At 70.2% G+C, this 17,562-nt stretch carries 20 protein-coding genes; 4 read left to right on the forward strand and 16 right to left on the reverse strand.

Annotation, left to right across the window (positions count from 1 at the left end):
- Positions 1–110: 110 nt before the first annotated feature.
- Positions 111–566: an Lrp/AsnC family transcriptional regulator gene (locus ACLF6P_RS17185; protein ID WP_415951263.1), complete on the reverse strand. Its 456-nt coding sequence runs from the start codon at positions 564–566 to the stop codon at positions 111–113.
- 196 nt (positions 567–762) lie between these two features.
- Between ACLF6P_RS17185 and ACLF6P_RS17190 the strand changes: the two genes are divergently transcribed.
- The gene (locus ACLF6P_RS17190) at positions 763–903 is read left to right on the forward strand and encodes a hypothetical protein (RefSeq protein WP_415951310.1); all 141 of its coding nucleotides are present in this window, start codon (positions 763–765) and stop codon (positions 901–903) included.
- 44 nt (positions 904–947) lie between these two features.
- Here ACLF6P_RS17190 and ACLF6P_RS17195 read toward each other — a convergent pair whose 3' ends face one another.
- The gene (locus ACLF6P_RS17195; protein WP_415951264.1) at positions 948–1,634 is read right to left on the reverse strand and encodes a UbiX family flavin prenyltransferase; all 687 of its coding nucleotides are present in this window, start codon (positions 1,632–1,634) and stop codon (positions 948–950) included.
- Positions 1,635–1,875: 241 nt separating this feature from the next.
- On the opposite strand from ACLF6P_RS17195, the gene ACLF6P_RS17200 reads away from it, so the two are divergent.
- On the forward strand, positions 1,876–2,394 hold the full coding sequence (locus tag ACLF6P_RS17200) for a rhomboid family intramembrane serine protease (RefSeq protein WP_415951305.1): 519 nt from the start codon (positions 1,876–1,878) through the stop codon (positions 2,392–2,394).
- Positions 2,395–2,498: 104 nt separating this feature from the next.
- Here the strand turns inward: ACLF6P_RS17200 and ACLF6P_RS17205 are convergent, their stop codons facing one another.
- The gene (locus ACLF6P_RS17205; RefSeq protein WP_415951306.1) at positions 2,499–2,915 is read right to left on the reverse strand and encodes a hypothetical protein; all 417 of its coding nucleotides are present in this window, start codon (positions 2,913–2,915) and stop codon (positions 2,499–2,501) included.
- Between the two features lie 173 nt (positions 2,916–3,088).
- Between ACLF6P_RS17205 and ACLF6P_RS17210 the strand changes: the two genes are divergently transcribed.
- Positions 3,089–3,538, forward strand: coding sequence for an SRPBCC family protein (locus ACLF6P_RS17210; RefSeq protein ID WP_415951265.1), 450 nt, complete (start codon positions 3,089–3,091; stop codon positions 3,536–3,538).
- A gap of 10 nt (positions 3,539–3,548) precedes the next feature.
- Here ACLF6P_RS17210 and mqnP read toward each other — a convergent pair whose 3' ends face one another.
- The 3 genes from mqnP to ACLF6P_RS17225 are packed head-to-tail and all read right to left on the reverse strand — an operon-like array spanning position 3,549 to position 6,375.
- Positions 3,549–4,466 (reverse strand): menaquinone biosynthesis prenyltransferase MqnP, encoded by a 918-nt coding sequence (mqnP, locus tag ACLF6P_RS17215; RefSeq protein ID WP_415951266.1) that lies wholly within the window; start codon positions 4,464–4,466, stop codon positions 3,549–3,551.
- A complete protein-coding gene (locus ACLF6P_RS17220) occupies positions 4,463–4,927 on the reverse strand; it encodes a hypothetical protein (RefSeq protein ID WP_415951267.1) in 465 nt (154 codons plus the stop codon). The genes mqnP and ACLF6P_RS17220 overlap by 4 nt, the downstream gene beginning before the upstream one ends.
- On the reverse strand, positions 4,924–6,375 hold the full coding sequence (locus ACLF6P_RS17225) for a menaquinone biosynthesis decarboxylase (protein ID WP_415951268.1): 1,452 nt from the start codon (positions 6,373–6,375) through the stop codon (positions 4,924–4,926). Before ACLF6P_RS17225 ends, ACLF6P_RS17220 begins: the two co-directional genes overlap by 4 nt.
- Before the next feature lie 101 nt (positions 6,376–6,476).
- Here ACLF6P_RS17225 and ACLF6P_RS17230 point away from each other — a divergent pair, with 101 nt between their 5' ends.
- Positions 6,477–6,884 (forward strand): PLD nuclease N-terminal domain-containing protein, encoded by a 408-nt coding sequence (locus ACLF6P_RS17230; protein WP_415951269.1) that lies wholly within the window; start codon positions 6,477–6,479, stop codon positions 6,882–6,884.
- A gap of 111 nt (positions 6,885–6,995) precedes the next feature.
- On the opposite strand, the gene ACLF6P_RS17235 is transcribed toward ACLF6P_RS17230, so the two are convergent.
- The 10 genes from ACLF6P_RS17235 to hemL all read right to left on the reverse strand — a co-directional run bounded on the left by ACLF6P_RS17235 (position 6,996) and on the right by hemL (position 17,284).
- The gene (locus ACLF6P_RS17235; RefSeq protein ID WP_415951271.1) at positions 6,996–7,511 is read right to left on the reverse strand and encodes an SRPBCC domain-containing protein; all 516 of its coding nucleotides are present in this window, start codon (positions 7,509–7,511) and stop codon (positions 6,996–6,998) included.
- 116 nt (positions 7,512–7,627) lie between these two features.
- Positions 7,628–8,770: a CU044_5270 family protein gene (locus ACLF6P_RS17240; protein ID WP_415951273.1), complete on the reverse strand. Its 1,143-nt coding sequence runs from the start codon at positions 8,768–8,770 to the stop codon at positions 7,628–7,630.
- Positions 8,767–9,372 (reverse strand): RNA polymerase sigma factor, encoded by a 606-nt coding sequence (locus ACLF6P_RS17245; protein WP_415951274.1) that lies wholly within the window; start codon positions 9,370–9,372, stop codon positions 8,767–8,769. Before ACLF6P_RS17245 ends, ACLF6P_RS17240 begins: the two co-directional genes overlap by 4 nt.
- A gap of 105 nt (positions 9,373–9,477) precedes the next feature.
- The gene (gene ccsB, locus ACLF6P_RS17250) at positions 9,478–10,602 is read right to left on the reverse strand and encodes a c-type cytochrome biogenesis protein CcsB (protein WP_415951275.1); all 1,125 of its coding nucleotides are present in this window, start codon (positions 10,600–10,602) and stop codon (positions 9,478–9,480) included.
- Positions 10,599–12,329: a cytochrome c biogenesis protein ResB gene (gene resB, locus ACLF6P_RS17255; protein WP_415951276.1), complete on the reverse strand. Its 1,731-nt coding sequence runs from the start codon at positions 12,327–12,329 to the stop codon at positions 10,599–10,601. The genes ccsB and resB overlap by 4 nt, the downstream gene beginning before the upstream one ends.
- 3 nt (positions 12,330–12,332) lie before the next feature.
- On the reverse strand, positions 12,333–13,097 hold the full coding sequence (locus ACLF6P_RS17260) for a cytochrome c biogenesis CcdA family protein (RefSeq protein WP_415951308.1): 765 nt from the start codon (positions 13,095–13,097) through the stop codon (positions 12,333–12,335).
- A 5-nt stretch (positions 13,098–13,102) separates the two neighbouring features.
- Entirely contained in the window at positions 13,103–13,702 is a 600-nt protein-coding gene (locus ACLF6P_RS17265; RefSeq protein ID WP_415951277.1) for a TlpA family protein disulfide reductase, read from the reverse strand.
- Positions 13,703–13,792: 90 nt separating this feature from the next.
- A complete protein-coding gene (locus ACLF6P_RS17270; RefSeq protein WP_415951279.1) occupies positions 13,793–15,028 on the reverse strand; it encodes a polysaccharide deacetylase family protein in 1,236 nt (411 codons plus the stop codon).
- Between the two features lie 250 nt (positions 15,029–15,278).
- The gene (locus ACLF6P_RS17275) at positions 15,279–15,971 is read right to left on the reverse strand and encodes a histidine phosphatase family protein (RefSeq protein WP_415951280.1); all 693 of its coding nucleotides are present in this window, start codon (positions 15,969–15,971) and stop codon (positions 15,279–15,281) included.
- Positions 15,968–17,284, reverse strand: coding sequence for a glutamate-1-semialdehyde 2,1-aminomutase (hemL, locus tag ACLF6P_RS17280; protein WP_415951281.1), 1,317 nt, complete (start codon positions 17,282–17,284; stop codon positions 15,968–15,970). Before hemL ends, ACLF6P_RS17275 begins: the two co-directional genes overlap by 4 nt.
- Positions 17,285–17,562 lie beyond the last annotated feature (278 nt).

A 17,562-nucleotide genomic window follows, 5' to 3' on the forward strand; every position in this document is an offset into this window, starting at 1 on the left:
ACCCACGGTACGCCCCGCCACCGACAGTCCGGCGGGGCGGCCCCCTCACACGCCGCGCGGCACCGGGGGCGTGTGCGGCGGAACCCCGGAGCGTGTCGGCAAACCCGCTCTCAGAACTCCTCGGGCAGCTCCCCGACCCGGTTCTCCCATTTGGTGGAGAGCACGATCGTCGTCCGGGTGCGCGAGACACCCTTGGTGCCGCTGAGTCGCCGGATGGTCTTCTCCAGGCCGTCCACGTCACTCGCACGGACCTTGAGCATGTACGAGTCGTCGCCCGCGATGAACCAGCAGTCCTCGATCTCGCTCAGGTCCTTGAGCCGCTGCGCCACGTCCTCGTGGTCGGTGGAGTCGGAGAGCGAGATGCCGATGAGGGCGGTCACGCCGAGGCCGAGCGAGGCGGAGTCCACCGTCGCGCGGTAGCCGGTGATCACTCCGGCGCTCTCGAGCCGGTTGATCCGGTCGGTGACGCTGGGCCCCGACAGGCCCACGAGACGCCCGAGTTCGGCGTACGAAGCCCGGCCGTTCTCCCTGAGGGCCTGGATGAGCTGCCTGTCCACCGCGTCCATTCGCCTGGCACCTTCCATTGTTTAGCGTTCGAGCGAGTTTACGTGTAAAATCTAAGGCACGCAGGGTCGATCCCCTGCGAATCATCCGAGATTTGCCCTCGGATTCAGCAGATTGACGCAATGGCCGCCCCACCGGACGGCCATCCATACAGCGCGGATCGAGGACGATCCGCCGATCACCAGGAGTTGCTTCACCGTGTACACGCTCGAGATGGCCTACGCCCACATGCGCTCGCTGCAGGAGCTGGCCGACCGCTCGCGTGCCCACAAGTCCCCGACCGCTGCCGCCCGCAAGGACAAGGTGTCCCGCACGACGCGGCGCAGCACGAAGCGCTGAGCCCCTCCGCCGGACGGCCCCGAAGGCCCGCCCGGCGGACACCCTCAGCCACCACGGGGCTCCCCCTGCCGGGAGCCCCCGCCCAGTTCTCCCTCCCAGCGGCGGTACAGGCCGTGCGGCACACCCGCCGCGTCCAGCACCCGCCCGGCGACGAAGTCCACCAGATCCTGGATGTGACTCGCCCCCGCGTAGAAGGCCGGCGAGGCCGGGAGCACCACGGCTCCCGCCTCGTCCAGGCTCACCAGATGCCTGAGCGTCTGACCGTTCAGCGGCGTCTCGCGCACCGCCACCACCAGCCTGCGGCTCTCCTTGAGCGTCACGCTCGCCGTGCGCTGCAGCAGGTCCTTCGACAGACCGAGCGCCACCCCGGCCACACAGGCCGTCGAGGCGGGCACGATCAGCATCCCCTTGGTCCGGTACGAGCCCGAACTCGGCCCGGCGGCGAGATCACCGGCGCCCCAGTGCCGTACGTCCGACAGGTCGACGCCCGGATACGTCCCCGGCTTCCCGTCGGCGCCGCGCGCCAGCCACTGCCCCAGGTCCTCGCGCCAGTGCGCGTCCCGGTAGGAAATACCCGTCTCGTCGAGCAGCGTCAGCCGCGAGGCCCGGCTCACCACGAGGTCCACACTCTCCCCCGCGGCGAGCAGCCCGCGCAGCACCGCGGCGGCGTACGGCGTCCCGGAGGCCCCGGAGACCCCGACCACCCAGGGGATGCGCTCGGCTTCGTTCATACCCCCGAGCCTATCCGGCGCCCGGAAGCCGTTGCTCCCAGGAACCAAGGCGGGCCTCCCGTCCGTTGAAGGAAGTGAAGGGCCGTCGCGGCGTCGGCGGCCCCGGGGCAAGGGGCAAGGGGGACTGCTCATGTCGTACGGACAGGGGTACGGATCCGGGTGCGGCGGACCGGCCGGTCCCGCGGGGCCGACGGCAGCGCGCTCGCGCCGCGGCGAGCGGGCGAAGGCGGCCGGGCTCGTCATGGTGGCGTGGCTCGGGCTGCTGTGGCTGCTCGAAGCGGTCGACGTGGCGAGCGGGCACGCCCTGGACACGTACGGCATATCGCCGCGCGAGCTGAGCGAGCTGCGGGACGTGATCCCGGCGGCCTTCCTGCACTACGGCTGGGACCATCTGATCGCCAACAGCATGCCGTTGCTCGTGCTCGGATTCCTCGCCGCGCTCTCCGGCCTGCGCCGCTTCTCCTTCGTGGTCGCGCTGATCATCCTGACCAGCGGGCTGGGCGTCTGGCTCACGGCGCCCGCGTTCTCCGTGACGGCCGGCGCCTCGGGGGTCGTCTTCGGCCTCTTCGGCTATCTGCTGGTCCGTGGCTTCGTCGACCGCCGCATATCCGATGTGGTGATCGGCCTGCTCGTCGGCGCCGTCTACGGCTCGATCCTGTGGGGCGCCCTCCCGACCACGGAGGGCATCAGCTGGCAGGGGCATCTGTTCGGCCTGGTGGGCGGCGTCCTCGCGGCGTTCCTGTTCCGGCGGGAGCGGTAAGGGTCGGGAGCGGCATGGGGGCGGCTGCGGTAAGGAGCGGCCGGGACTGCGGCCGGACGGGTGCGGTCAGGGGGCCGCGCGGGCGCGTCCGGCGGCCGCCGGGGTCAGGCGGACGTGGCGGACGTGGCGGCCGCATGCGGCTGTGCGGCGGCCCGTCGCTTGTCGGCACGCAGTGCGATCGCCGTCGCCAGCGCGCCCACGCCCTCCCACAGGCCCACGCCGATGAAGCCCGCGGGAGCCCGGTCGGCGAGGACCGCGAGGGTGAAGACCGTGAACGTGAGGAGGCGGAAGGGGACTGTCCAGCGGAAGAACGAGGTCCAGTCGGCGCCTGCGGCGAGCAGGTAGTAGACGCCCATGTTGAGCGCCGCCATGGAGGAGGCGGTCAGGAAGACCAGCGTGTGGTCGCCTTCGGGCCGTCCCCCTTCGGGCGCCGCGGAGAAGCCCATGACCTCGATGAGCACGGCGGGCGCGATGAGCCCCACGATGCCCATCCCGGCGGCGAGCACACCGAAGACCGACATGGTCCAGCCGGCCGAGGAACGGGGCTTGAGCTTGAGCTGCACGGACTTCCCCCTCACGGACTCCCCCTGCGAGTACGAACGCTACGTTCGTTGACCGCTGAACCTTACGTCAGCCACAAGGAGTTGACCGGCCCGGGGTGTCGTCCGTGGGGCCGCACCGGCATGATGGCGCCGTGCCCACCGAGGAGTTCAGCCACCACGTCACCACGAAAGCCCCGCCCGGTCGGATCTTCGGGCATCTCTCCCGCCCGGAGAGCTATATCGGCCTCTCGCCCCTGCTGGTCGCGGTACGGGACGTGACCCGGGACGGGGAGGCGATCCGATACGTCGCGGTGGAGCGCTTCCCGCTGGGACCGCTGCACTGGGACAACCCGATCAAGGTGACCATGACGTTCCCGGAGCCGGAGCGGCAGATCCTCAGCGAGGTCCGCAGCCCCGGCCGCGTCCGCCTGACCGCGCTCGTCGACCTGGTCCCGGAGGGCGAGGGCACGCGCGTGACCGAGACGGTCCGGGTCACGTATCCGAGGCTGCTGCGCCGCCTGGTGATCGGCCAGGCGACGAAGGTCCAGCGCCACCGGCTGGCCGAGCTGGCCCGCCGTATGGACGCTCCGCACGGGACCTGACCAAGCCCTACTAGACCGTCAGCCCCCGCACCAGCAGATCCAGCAGCGCGCAGACGAACAGCGCGATGCCGATGAAACCGTTCACCGTGAAGAACGCCCGGTTCAGCCGGGACAGGTCGCGCGGCGTCACGATCGAGTGCTCGTAGGCGAAGGCCGCCGCCACGATCATCAGGCCGAGCCAGAAGAAGAACCCGGCGTCCGTGGCGTAGGCGTACCAGGCGAAGAGCGCCATCGTGACGACATGCGCGCCTCGCGCCCCGTACAGCGCGGCCGGGATCCCGAACCGCGCCGGGACCGACCGCACGCCCTCGGCGCGGTCCGCCGCCACGTCCTGGCAGGCGAAGATCAGGTCGAAACCGCCGATCCAGATGCCGACCGCGAGCCCGAGGATCACCGCGTCCCAGGACCACTCGCCGGTGATCGCGAGCCAGGCGCCGATCGGCCCGATGGCCTGCGCGAGCCCGAGGATCGCGTGCGGGAAGTCCGTGAACCGCTTCCCGTACGGGTAGACCACCATCGGCACCACCGCCAGCGGCGCGAGCGCCAGGCACAGCGGATTGAGCAGCGCCGCCGAGCCGAGGAAGATCACCAGGGCGACCAGCGCACCCGTCCACGCCGAACGCACCGACACCGCACCGGTCACCAGCTCACGCCCTGCGGTACGCGGATTGCGCGCATCGATCTCGCGGTCGATGATCCGGTTCGCGGCCATCGCGAAGGTCCTGAGACCCACCATGCAGATGGTGACGAGCAGCAGCCGCCCCCAGTGGATGTTCCGGTCGAGCTGGAACATCGCGGTCAGCGCGGCGATGTAGGCGAAGGGCAGCGCGAAGACCGAGTGCTCGATCATCACCAGACGCAGGAACGCCTTCACCCGGCCCGAGGGGTTCGGGCCGGGGCCCACGACCTCGTCGGCGGTCGTCATCATCCGAGGCTCTCCAGAAACGCGTCGAGGTCGGCCAGGAGTCCGGCGGCCGGCAGCGGGCCGGTCTCCACGGTGAGCGTGCCCGTCTCCTCGTCCGGCGGGGTGAGGTGCGCGGTGAGGGACCAGGCGCCGTCTCCGGCCGGAGCGCCTTCGAGGCGGAGTGCGGCGCCGCCGTCGATCTCGAACGGGCCACTGCCCGCCAGCTCCGCCCGCAGCTCCTCGGCGAAGGCCGCGGGCTCCGCGTCCCGTACGCCGGGCAGCTCGAAGCCGTCGCCCGCGCCGGCCCGCTCCCACAACACCGCCCAGGTACCGGACGGGCCGGCGAACTCCTCGGGCGTGACGCCCGCCTGCTCGGCGGACCGCCGCACCTCCGGATCGGCCGGATCGAGATCCGCCCGCACCAGCGCCACGTAGTCGCTGTCACCGAGAAACAGCGCCGGTCCGCCCACAGCCACCGGACTCACAGTCCGTACTCCTTCCAGCGGCGGTCCACGAGTGCCGCCGTCTCCTGGTCGGATTCGACCATGTCCGGCCAGCCGCCGTCGCGCGTGTAGCCCTCCTCGGGCAGCTTCCGGGTGGCGTCGATGCCCGCCTTGCCGCCCCAGAACTGCTGGTACGAGGCATGGTCCAGATGGTCGACGGGCCCCTCGACGACGGTCAGGTCACGCGCGTAGTCCGTGTTGCCGAGCGCCCGCCAGGACACCTCGTGCAGATCGTGCACGTCGCAGTCGGAGTCGACCACGACGATCAGCTTGGTCAGCGACATCATGTGCGCGCCCCAGATGGCGTGCATGACCTTCTGGGCGTGCTTGGGGTACTTCTTGTCGATCGAGACGATCGCGCAGTTGTGGAAGCCGCCCGACTCGGGCAGGTGGTAGTCCACGATGTCCGGCACGATGATCTTGAGCAGCGGCAGGAAGAAACGCTCCGTCGCGCGCCCGAGCGGCCCGTCCTCCGTCGGCGGGCGTCCCACCACGATGGACTGCAGCAGCGGACGCCTGCGCATCGTCACGCAGTCGATCTTCAGCGCGGGGAAGGGTTCCTGCGGCGTGTAGAAGCCGGTGTGGTCGCCGAACGGCCCCTCCGGCAGCATCTCGCCCGGCTCCAGCCAGCCCTCGATGACGACCTCGGCGTTCGCGGGGACCTGCAGCGGCACCGTCTTGCAGTCGACCATCTCGACCCGCTTGCCCTGCAGGAACCCGGCGAGCATGTACTCGTCCATGTCCCCGGGCAGCGGCGCGGTCGAGGCGTAGGTGACGGCGGGCGGGCAGCCGAAGGCGATCGCGACCGGCAGCTTCTCGCCGCGCTTCGCCGCCACCTGGTAGTGGTTGCGGCTGTCCTTGTGGATCTGCCAGTGCATCCCGATGGTGCGCTTGTCGTGGCGCTGCAGCCGGTAGAGCCCGAGGTTGCGTACGCCCGTCTCCGGGTGCTTGGTGTGCGTGAGCCCGAGGTTGAAGAAGGAGCCGCCGTCCTCGGGCCAGGTGAACAGCGCGGGCAGCCGCTCCAGGTCCACGTCGTCCCCGGTCAGGACGACCTCCTGGACCGGAGCCTCCTTGACCTTCTTCGGCGGTACGTGGGTCATCGCGCCGAGCTTGCCGAAGGCCTCGCGGATCCCGATGAACCCCTGCGGCAGCTCCGGCTTGAGCAGTCCGCCGATCTTCTCGCTGATCTCCCCGTACGACTTCAGGCCGAGCGCCTTGAGCAGCCGCCGGTCGGTTCCGTACACGTTCATGGCGAGCGGCATCGACGAGCCGCGTACGTTCTCGAACAGAAGCGCCGGGCCGCCGGCCTTGTTGACCCGGTCGACGATCTCACCGACCTCCAGATACGGATCGACCTCGGCCTTGATGCGCTTCAGGTCGCCCTCGCGCTCCAGAGCCCTCAGCAGTGAGCGAAGATCGTCATAAGCCATACGCCCCAGTATCCGGCACCGGCTACCCTGGCCCCGTCACCGGGGGCGCCGAGCCGACAGCTGCCGCGCCCCGCCACCGCTCCAGGGGGAATGCGCACACCATGCTCCGGGCCCTGATGTTCCTGATCCCGCTCGCACTCACGATCTTCGCGGTCATCGACTGCCTGAACACCCCCGATGACGAGGCGAAGCACCTGCCGAAGATCGCCTGGGTCGTCATCATCCTGCTCTTCTGGATCGTCGGCCCGATCGTGTGGCTGGCCGCGGGCAAGGACCGCACGCCCCCGCAGGGCGGCCGCACCCCCTCGGAGTGGCACCGCAACCACCGCACCACATGGGTGGCGCCGGACGACAATCCCGAGTTCCTGAAGTCGATCCGCGACGAGAACAAGCAGGACGAGTCCGTCCTCAAGGACTGGGAGGCGGACCTGCGACGCCGCGAGGAGGAGCTGCGCAAGCGCGAGGGCGGCGGCGAGGAGCCGGAGGACAAGCCGGGCACCGGCAAGTAGTCGGTCCGTCGCGTACGAGGCGCGGGACTCGGCCCGCGAGGCCAGGGCCGTCCCGTACGAAGCGGCGGGCCGCTCCCCGCGAGGCACAGGTCCGTCCCGTACGGGCCGTGCTCACCCCGCTTCGTACGAGGCGCGCAGCTCGCGCCAGCGGTCGGGGTTCCATGTCGACCAGTCCTCGGGCCGCCCGTCGAGGGCGTCCACCAGGTACTCGAAGTGGTCGTGCCAGCCGGCGAGGCAGTCGAGGCGCAGGGCGTCGTCGCCCTGGAACTCGTTGGTGAAGCGGAGCGTCGAGGACGGGGTGTCGGGGGCCGCGTGTGCCAGGTGGAAGCGGCAGCGGCCGTGCAGGTCGATCGTGTACTCGACGATCCGCTCCACGTCCCAGGCCGTCACCCGGCCCGAGTGCACCGGATCCTCGCCCCCGTTCAGCCAGCGCAGCGTGACCGCGCCGCCGAGCCGGTGCTCGAAGACATCGGCGGCGGCGAGCCAGCCGGGCAGCTCCTCGGGGCTGACCAGAGCGGTCCAGACCCGCTCCACGGGGTGGGGAAGGTGCAGCACGAAGTGCAGCGTCTGGATGCTTCCCTCGGTGCTGCTGGTGCCACGCTCGATGATGTCGGCGGGTTCGGTCATGACACCAGCGTCGCGCCGATCCGGGCCGTACGCACGCCTGACGCGGCCCGGTCCGGGGCCTGGCCTCCGGTCCCGGGCCTGGTCCCCGGCCCCGCTCCCGGCCCCGGTCGGCGGCCTCAGCCGTTCGAGTCCGTCTTCTTCCTGCCCGGCACCTCGGGCGCCGTGTCCACGACCTTGCGCTCCAGGACCGCGGTGTTCGCTGTGACCTGGCCCGCCGGCATCCCCGAGCACTGCTGCTCGGGGCCGCCCGGCTGCTGCACGATCACGCCTTCGGTGCCCCTGGTGGTGACGCCCCGCTCGCCCAGGTACTCGTAGGTCTCCGCGTCGAAGATCCACTCGTCGCGGACGCCCGACTCCTCGTCCACCCGGCCGACCGCGACGCCCTTGCGGCCGATCGCGTCGGTCGCGTTCGGCACCAGGGTCACCCCGTCGATCTTCCCGGCCGCCCGGTAAAGGGCCGCCGCCACCTTCGGCGGGACCAGGGACTCGCGCACCAGGTCGCCGACCAGCACGAACGTGTTCTGGTCCTCGCTCTTGCCGCCCTCGCTCGCCTTGTGCAGCCAGTCGAGCATCTTCTCCGGGTCGGTCGGCAGGGTCTCCAGATGGCGGTAGTACGTGTTCGAGGGGATGCCCGGCGTGGGGGCGTCAAGGGAGGCAGCCCGCGCCCCGGAGCCTTCCGAACGGAGCACCCCGGGCCTCGTCCCGTCCACCGCGAACCACACCTCACGCAGCGCGGGATCCTCCAGCCGGGGGGCCTCGCACAGCTCGGCCGCGGTGTAGGCGGCCTTGGTCTTCACGTACACGTACTGGTCGTCGCGGATGACGCCGAAGTCCTGCCGGGCCGCCACGGTCGCGACCCGGTCGAGGAGCTGGGCGGCGCTGGCCGGGGCGCCCGCTTCGACGCGGGGGGCGTCGGGGTCCACGACCGTGCCACCGGTGCCACCGCCGGTCGCGAGACCGCCCTCGCCAGGGTCGCCGCCCGCGAGCGCCAGGCCGCCGAGCACCGCGAGGGTCAGTGCGCCGGCGAGCGCGGGGCCGGTGAAGGCCGGGCGCAGCCACTTGGCGCGCGAGCGCGGCTCGGGCCGCGTCCCCTCGTGCCGGTTCCCGCCGTGCCGGATCTCGCCGTGCCGGATCTCGCCGTGCCGGTTCTCGTTCTGCCGGATTGCGTCCTGCCGGATCTCGTTCAACAGATGCTCCTTGAGGAGGTGTCGGCGGCCCTCCGGCAGATCCCTCTCGGGGAGGGACGGGAATGCGTTCATCGGTTCCCCTCCTGGATGGCCTCGGCCGCCTGGATGCGGCCTCCTCTTACCTGTCCGCGGGCGGCGGGCGGTTCCAGAGCTTTCGCGAGTTTTGTACGGGCCCGGGAAAGCCGTGACCGTACGGTCCCCACGGGTATCCGGAGCGCGGCGGCCGCAGCCGCGTAGTCGAGCCCCGACCAGACGCACAGCGCCAGCACCTCGCGCTCCGGCCTGCGCAGGGCTTCCAGCGCGGTGCGTACGACGGCGAGCCGCTGCTCGTCGTCGAGGCGATCGGCCAGGTCGTCGGCGAAGTCCCGTTCGTCCACCGCACGCGGCAACCGGGCTGTCGCCGCGGCGTGGCGGCGAGCGGAGCGGCGCGTGTTGCGGACGACGTTGGTGGTGATCCCGAGCAGCCAGGGCCGCAGCGAGCCGCCCTCCTCGTCGACCTTGGCGCGCAGCCGCCAGGCCTCCAGGAAGGTCAGCGACACCGCGTCCTCGGCCGTGGTCCACTCCCCGGTGAGCCGGAAGGCATGGTTGTAGACGGCACGGGCGTAGGCGTCGAAGAGCTCCGCGAACGCTTCGTGGTCCCCGCTCCGGACGCGTCCTCGCAGATTTCTGTCCACGCCCTGTCATCTGTCCGTACGCAGCAGGCCGGTTCCCGTGACCTGGGTCACGGGAACCGGCCTGCCGGGGTCGTCCGAGCGCGCTCGGACGGCGGCCGCTCGGACTCAGACGCCGGCGTACGAGTGCAGGCCGTTGATGAACATGTTGACGCCGTAGTAATTCCAGATCCAGCAGGCGAAGGCGAAGAGCGCCAGGTAGGCGGCCTTGCGGCCCTTCCAGCCCGCGGTGGCGCGGGCGTGCAGGTAGCAGGCGTACGCCATCCAGGTCACGAAGGAGAAGACCTCCTTGGGGTCCCAGCCCCAGTAACGGCCCCAGGCGTCGCCCGCCCAGATCGCGCCCGCGATGATCGTGAACGTCCACAGCGGGAAGACCGCGGCGTTGATGCGGTACGAGAACTTGTCGAGCGAGGCCGCCGAGGGCAGGCGCTCCAGGACCGAGCGGGCGAAGCTGCCGGGCTTGCCGCCGCGGGCCAGCTTGCTCTCGTAGGAGTCGCGCAGGAGGTAGAGGGCCGTGCCGACCGCGCCGAGGTAGAAGACGGCGCCGCAGAAGATGGCGGTGGAGACATGGATCCACAGCCAGTACGAGTCGAGGGCCGGGACCAGCTGGTCGCTCGCCGTGTAGAGGACCTTGACCGCGATCCCGAGGTCGAGCAGGACCGTGGTGACGAGGATCAGGCCCATCCAGCGGACGTTCTTGCCGAGGGCCAGCAGCACCAGGTACGCGGTGACGGCCACCGCGGAGAAGGTGATCGAGAACTCGTACATGTTGCCCCACGGCGCCCGCATCACGGACATCGCGCGGGTGGCCACGCCGCCGACGTGCACGAGCGCGGCGACGACGGTGAGCGCGATCGCGATCCGGCCGTAGAGGTCACCGTCGTCGGTGCCGCCGTGGGCGCCGGGGCCGTCGGGGACGTCGCGGCTGCCGGAGGCGGAGCGGGTGATCACCTTGGGGCGCTCCAGGACCGCGGTCCCGCCGGCCTTGCGGACCTGCACCGCGGGGGCCGAGGCGGAGGCAGCGGTGGCCGTACCCGCGGCCGCGTCCGTGCCGGCGTTCGCGTTCGCCTTCGCGGTGAGTGCGGCGGCCGTACGGCCCACCTTGCTGCGGCTGCCGAAGACCCACTCGGCGATGTGTGCGAGGAAGGCGAGGGTGTAGACGGCCATCGACGAATAGATCAGCACATTGCTGACCTCCGCCAGGTTCTCGTTGGTGGCGGCGGCGAGATTCACTTCTCAGCCCCTTCGGCAGGAACAGCTTCGGATTCGGAATCTTCGGTGGCGGCTTCGGAGTCCTCGGTGCCGGCTTCGGCATCCGGCGCACCGGGCGCCCGCTCATGCAATACGGCGGCCAGTTCGCCCAGTTCCTCGGGCACCCGCGCGGACTCGCTGCGGCCCAGACCGGCCATCTCGACGACGGTCACCCCGTCCGTACCGCGCACCGCCCGCACCCAGACGCGACGGCGCTGGATGAAGAGCGAGCCGGCGAGGCCGAGGATCGCGGCGATGGCGCCGCCCAGCGCCCAGCCGTTGCCGGGCTGCTGCTTGATCTGGAAGGAGGCCCATTCCCTGAGCTCCTTCTCGTACGTGATGGAGCCCTGGCCGTCGGGCAGCTGCATGGTCTCGCCGGGCAGCATCCGCTGCTTGAACAGCTCCCCGTCCTCGTCCTTGAACTCCTTCATCTTGGACGTGTCGAGCTGGTACACGTTCTGCGGGAGACCGGAGTCGATCCCGAGCGAACCGTGGTACGCGGACAGCGCCAGGACGGGGAAGTCCGGGGCCGGGAACTGGGAGAACATGTCACCCTTGCCCTCGCCGGCGAAGGTCGGCACGAAGAAGGCGTTGAAGCCGAGCTGTTCCTTCTCGCCGTCCTTGTTGCGGTAGCCGTCGGGGATCTTGACGGCGCCCTGCGAGGTGATGTTGGCATCGAGCGGCAGCAGCGGCACGGCGCCGCTGAAGACGACCTTGCCGCGGGGGTCCTTGACGGTGACGACGGGCGCGTAACCGTGGGCGATCAGATAGACCGTGGAGTCGCCGACGTCGAGCGGCGAGTTGACCTCGATGGCCTTCTTCTTCTCCGGCCCCTCGATGCCCTCGGTGTAGCGGACATGGGCCCTGAAGACACGGGCGGTGCCCGTCTCGGGTCCGCTGCGCTCGTAGTCGCTCTCGAACGTGTCGAGGGTGAAGCTGAAGGGTTCGAGGTCCGCGTTGTCGAAGAGGGCGCCGGACTGGAAGTCGTCGTACTGGGTCAGCGTGTTCGCGAAGCCGTCGCCCTCGACGACCAGCTTGCCGCCCTCGGACTTGAACAGGGCGCCGGTGGCGAAGGCCACCAGCATCACGATCAGCGAGACATGGAAGACCAGGTTCCCCGCCTCGCGCAGATAGCCCTTCTCGGCGGCGACCGACTCGCCGACGGTGTGTGAGCGGAAGCGGCGGCCCCTGAGAAGTTCGAGCGCCGCCTCCCGTACCTGTTCGGGAGAGGAGTCGGTGCGCCACGTGGTGTACGCGGGCAGCCGGGTCAGCCGCCGGGGCGCGCCGGGCGGGCGGCCCTTGAGCTGGCCGACGAACTGCCAGGTGCGCGGGACGATGCAGCCGATCAGCGAGATGAAGAGCAGGATGTAGATCGCCGAGAACCACACCGAGCTGTAGACGTCGAAGAGCTGCAGCTTCTCGTAGATCGGCGTGAGCGTTTCGTGCGCCCGCTTGAACTGCTGGACCTTCACCTCGTCCACGCTGTTCTGCGGGACCAGCGAGCCGGGGATCGCGCCGAGCGAGAGCAGGAAGAGCAGCAGCAGGGCGACCCGCATCGAGGTGAGCTGGCGCCAGAACCAGCGGGCCCAGCCGATCCCCCCGAGCGAGGGCAGGTTCGGCAGTTCCTCCCTGGGTGCGGTGGAGAGCTGGGAGCCCGCGGCTCCGAGATCGTCGGCCGCCGCTTCGGGGCTCGTGTCCGTCTTGCTCATGTCTCAGATCCCCACGGTGAAGCCGGAAGTCCAGACCTGCATCTCCTGCACGATGCGGTCCCAGGCGCCGGTGACGAGCAGCAGACCGGTGCCGATCAGCATGGCACCGCCGATCCGCATCACCCACACATAGTGCTGCTTGATCCAGGCGAAGGCGCCGAGCGCCCGGCGGAAGGCGATGGCGGCGAGTATGAAGGGCACGCCGAGCCCGAGGCAGTAGGCGACGGTCAGCAGCGCGCCGCGCGCCGCGCTGGCCTCGGTCAGGGCGAGTGTCTGCACGGCCGAGAGCGTCGGGCCGATGCAGGGGGTCCAGCCGATGCCGAACAGGACGCCGAGCATGGGGGCGCCGAGCAGCCCGGCGGAGGGCTTCTTGTGGAAACGGAACTCGCGCTGGGTGAGGAAGGGCACCGCGCCCATGAAGAAAAGGCCGAGCACGATCGTCAGGCCGCCGAGCACCCGGGAGATGACCTCCCGGTGTTCGAGGAGCGTCGCCCCGAAGCCGCCGAAGAGCGCGCCCATCGACACGAACACCGCGGTGAAGCCGAGCACGAACAGCGAGGCGCCGCCCGCCATCCGCCCGCGCCTGGCCTCCTCCAGATCGGCTCCGGTGACCCCGGTCACGTAACTGAGGTAGCCGGGGACGAGCGGCAGCACGCACGGCGAGAAGAAGGAGACGAGGCCGGCGAGCAGCGCGATCGGGATCGCGAGAAGCAGAGCTCCCCCGAGCACGGTCGTGTTCGGGTCGGTGGACGCGGCGAGGACGTGCACGGGGGTCACTTCTCCGCGAGCACGGGGTTGATCATCTCGTACAGGCGCTTGTCGCTGATCCCGCCGAGGAAGCGTGCGGCGATCTTTCCGTCACGGTCGATGACGATCGTGGTGGGGATCGACTGCGGGCTGAGGCTGCCGCCCGGGAACTTCAGGATCTGCTTGCCGACCGGGTCGTAGAGGCTCGGGTAGGGGATCTCGTGATCCTCCTCGAAGGCGATGGCCGAGCTGATCTCGGGATCGCGGGTGTTGATCCCGAGGAACTCCACGCCCTTCGACCTGGTCTCCTCGGAGACCCGCTTGAGGTATTTCGCCTCGGCCCGGCAGGGCGAGCACCAGGAGCCCCAGGTGTTGACGACGACGATCTTGCCCTTGTAGTCGGCGAGGCTCAGCTGCTCGCCCTCCAGGGTCTTCCCGGAGATATCCGGGGCCGCGGCGCGCTCGCCCTTGGCGGCGGTGGAGATGCCGCCCTTGCCCGCCACGAAGTTGGTGCCCCCGCCGCCGCCCTGGGTGCCGCCGTCGGTGCACGCGCTCAGTGTGAGCGCGGCGAGCGCGGTTCCCGTGGCGAGGAGGACACGTCGGGAGGCAGGACGGCGAGGACTCATGTGAAAAGTTTCGCATGGGCGTTTCAGTGGATTCGGCCGCCCCCCGAAAGCCGCGGAACGCCCAGTTCAGGCAGGTCTGCCCGAGACCGTTCAGGCAGGTCCGCTCGCACTCTTCGGGATCTTCTGGCCCACGTCGAGGCCCTGCAGCCGGGTGAGCACCTCGGGCTTCTGCACGTCGAGCCAGTCCACGAACTGCCGGAAGGACACAAGGCGTACGTCCTTTTTGCCTGCTATCTCCTTGATGACGGTCTCGACGGCATCCATGTAGATCCCGCCGTTCCACTCCTCGAAGTGGTTCCCGACGAAGAACGGCGCCCGGTTTGTCTCGTACGCCCGGTTGAAGCCGGCGAGATAGGCCTCCGTCGCCTGCTTGCGCCAGCGCGGATGGTTGGCGGGCGGCCCCTGCGTCGAGTTCACCGACTGGTTCGCGAGGATGTTGTAGTCCATCGAGAGCACCTCGAAGGAGTGCCCGGGAAACGGCATCGCCTGCAGTGGCAGATCCCACACCCCCTGCTTCTTCACCGGCCAGCGCTGCACCCCGCCCGGCGAGGAGGCGTCGTAGCGCCAGCCGAGCTCGCGGGCCACCGGCAGCAGGTTCTCCTGGCCGAGCAGACACGGCGTACGGCCGCCGGTCAGCTCCTTGTCGTAGTCGAAGGGCAGCGCGGGCTCGTCGCTCCAGCCGGTGTTCGTACGCCATTGCTGTACGAAGGATTTGGCCTGGCGTATCTCGTCACGCCACTGCGCCGGGGTCCAGTGGGCGACCGAACCGGAACCGGCGCAGAAGTGCCCGTTGAAATGCGTGCCGATCTCATGACCCTCGAGCCAGGCCCGGCGCACGTATTTCAGGGTGCGCCGGATGTTCTCGTCCTTGAGATAACCGATGTCGGAAGCGCCGACCCGATTGTTCGGCGGGCGGTAGAGACGCTTCTTGGACTCCGGCAGCAGATACAGCCCGGAGAGGAAGAACGTCATCTTCGCGTCGTGTTCGACGGCGAGCTTCAGGAAGCGCGGGAAGAGCCCGTTGCCGACCTCGCCCGCGCCGTCCCAGGAGAAGATGACGAACTGCGGGGGCTTCTCGCCGACTTCGAGCGGCCGCGGCGCCGGCGGCTGTTCCGGCTGCTTTCCGGTGTACGCGGTGGAACCGTCCCCCAGCGGCTTCGCCGTGGCCGAGGGCGACCCGGAGGGTTTCGCGGGGGACTTGGACGTGCCCGGGGGGCGCTGGTCGCTCGGCGGCGGATCCGCCTTGCCGCCCGCGCAGCCCGCGAGGCCGGCCGCCGCGGCGCCGACTCCCAGACCGATCATTCCCCTTCGGGTGATCTGCTGCATGATGCCCCCCTGCCTCCGTCTTGATCCCTGTTTAGGTGGACGTCCCCTTAGAGGGCTGTGGAGACACCGCGGTTCCGGCGGATTGCACAGAATTTGCCTTCCGTACGGGGGGATCCGGTGACCGCGCCCGGGCGCACCCCGGGTACACGAAGGGCCGGTCCACCCTGACGGGGGACCGGCCCTTTGCATCCGTACGGGAAACCGCGCGGGCGGACGTACGGAGTGCGCGCGAGCTGCCGCACGGGAAACCTCAGGCGCCGAAGGCCTTGTCCTTGCCCTTCGCCGGCTTCGCCCCCGCGCGCAGATGCGCCGGGACCAGATCCAGCGCGGGCTCGCTGTAGCCCACCGAGACGATCTTGTCGCCGCGGTAGGTGAACGAGGTCAGCGAGGCGAGCGTGCACTGCCGCTTGCGCGGGTCGTGCCACAGCCGGCGCTTCTCCACGAAGCTGCGCACGATCCAGATCGGCAGCTGGTGGCTCACACACACCGCCTCGTGCCCGCGCGCCGCGTCCTTCGCAGCGTCGAGCGCGCCCATCATGCGCACGACCTGCTCGACATAGGGCTCGCCCCAGGACGGCTTGAACGGGTTGACCAGGTGCTTCCAGTTCTCCGGCCGCTTCAGCGCGCCGTCGCCGACGCCGAAGGTCTTGCCCTGGAAGACGTTGTCCGCCTCGATCAGCCGCTCGTCCGCGGCGAGGCCGAGCCCGTGCGCCTTGGCGATCGGCGTCGCCGTCTCCTGCGCGCGCTCCAGCGGGGAGGCCACGACATGCGTGATATCGCGCGAGGAGAGGTGCTCGGCGACCCGGTCCGCCATCTGCCGGCCCAGCTCGGACAGGTGGTAGCCGGGCAGCCGCCCGTACAGGACCCCGTCCGGGTTGTGCACCTCGCCGTGGCGCATCAGGTGGACGACGGTGATCTCGCTGTCGTCGTGCAGGCTGCTCATGCGGTGGCCTCCGCAGCGGCGCGGGCGGCGGCGGGCAGGGCATCGGCGATGCGCTGGACGGCTCGCTCGTCATGCGCCGTGGACACGAACCAGGACTCGAAGGCCGACGGCGGCAGATACACCCCGTCGGAGAGCAGCGAATGGAAGAACGCGGTGAACCGGAACGAATCCTGCCGCTTCGCGTCCTCGTAGCTGAGCACCTCCTGATCGGTGAAGAACACCGAGAACATGTTGGAGGCCGTCTGCAGCCGGTGCGCCACACCCTCCTTGGTGAGCGCCGACGTCACGAGGGACCGGATCTCCTTCGACACGGCGTCGACCCTGGCGTAGGCCGCATCGTCGAGCAGGCGCAGCTGGGCGAGACCGGCGGCCGTCGCGATCGGGTTACCGGAGAGCGTGCCCGCCTGGTAGACGGGGCCGGACGGCGCGAGATGCGCCATGACGTCCTTGCGTCCGCCGAACGCGGCGGCCGGGAAGCCGCCGCCCATGACCTTGCCGAAGGTCATCAGGTCGGGCTCGACGCCGTCGACGCCGTACCAGCCCGCCTTGCTGGTGCGGAAGCCCGTCATCACCTCGTCGGAGATGTACAGCGCGCCGTTCTCGGCGCACAGGTCCTTCAGGCCCTGGTTGAAACCGGGCTGCGGCGGCACGACGCCCATGTTGCCCGGCGAGGCCTCGGTGATCACACAGGCGATCTCGCCGGGGTGCGCGGCGAACGCGGCACGGACCGCTTCCAGGTCGTTGTACGGCAGCACGACCGTCTCACCGGCCTGCGCACCCGTCACGCCGGGCGTGTCCGGCAGCCCGAAGGTCGCGACACCGGAGCCCGCGGCGGCGAGCAGCGCGTCGACATGGCCGTGGTAGCAGCCGGCGAACTTGATCACCTTGGCGCGGCCGGTGAAACCGCGGGCCAGCCGGATCGCGGACATCGTCGCCTCCGTACCGGAGGACACGAGCCGTACCTGCTCGACCGGGGCGACGCGGGCCACGATCTCCTCGGCGAGCGCGACCTCGCCCTCACCGGGCGTGCCGAAGGAGGTGCCGCGCGCGACGGCCTCCTGCACGGCGGCAATCACCTCGGGGTGTGCGTGGCCGAGGATCATCGGCCCCCACGAGCACACCAGGTCGACGTACTCGCGGCCGTCGGCATCCGTGAGATACGGCCCCTGACCGGCCACCATGAACCGGGGCGTGCCCCCCACGGCGCGGAAGGCGCGCACCGGAGAGTTCACACCCCCGGGTGTGACCCGACAAGCGCGGTCGAAGAGCGCCTGCGAAACGGGGGCTTGGCTGTGTTCCGGCACCTGGTGCATCACGTCGGTCTCTCGGGTTCAAGGGGCAAGCTGGCCCCCTCAGCCTAGGCGCTGTCCCGGGAGGGGCGCGGGTACCCCGGCTCCCCCGCTCCGGGCCCGGAAATCTGCGTATCGTAGAGGCTGCGCAGACAACCGGACGACTTCTCCTCGCATCACGATCGCGTACACGTGTTTTGCGATACTCATCCAGGGGAGGTCATTGTCACGATGATCCTCAGCGAGGGGGCATGGGCACGATGACCGGGTCGTACGACCGGGGCCGTGCTAGGAATAGGCAG

It is taken from the genome of Streptomyces lothianensis (assembly GCF_047779955.1).
In the GTDB taxonomy this organism is placed as follows: Bacteria; Actinomycetota; Actinomycetes; order Streptomycetales; family Streptomycetaceae; genus Streptomyces.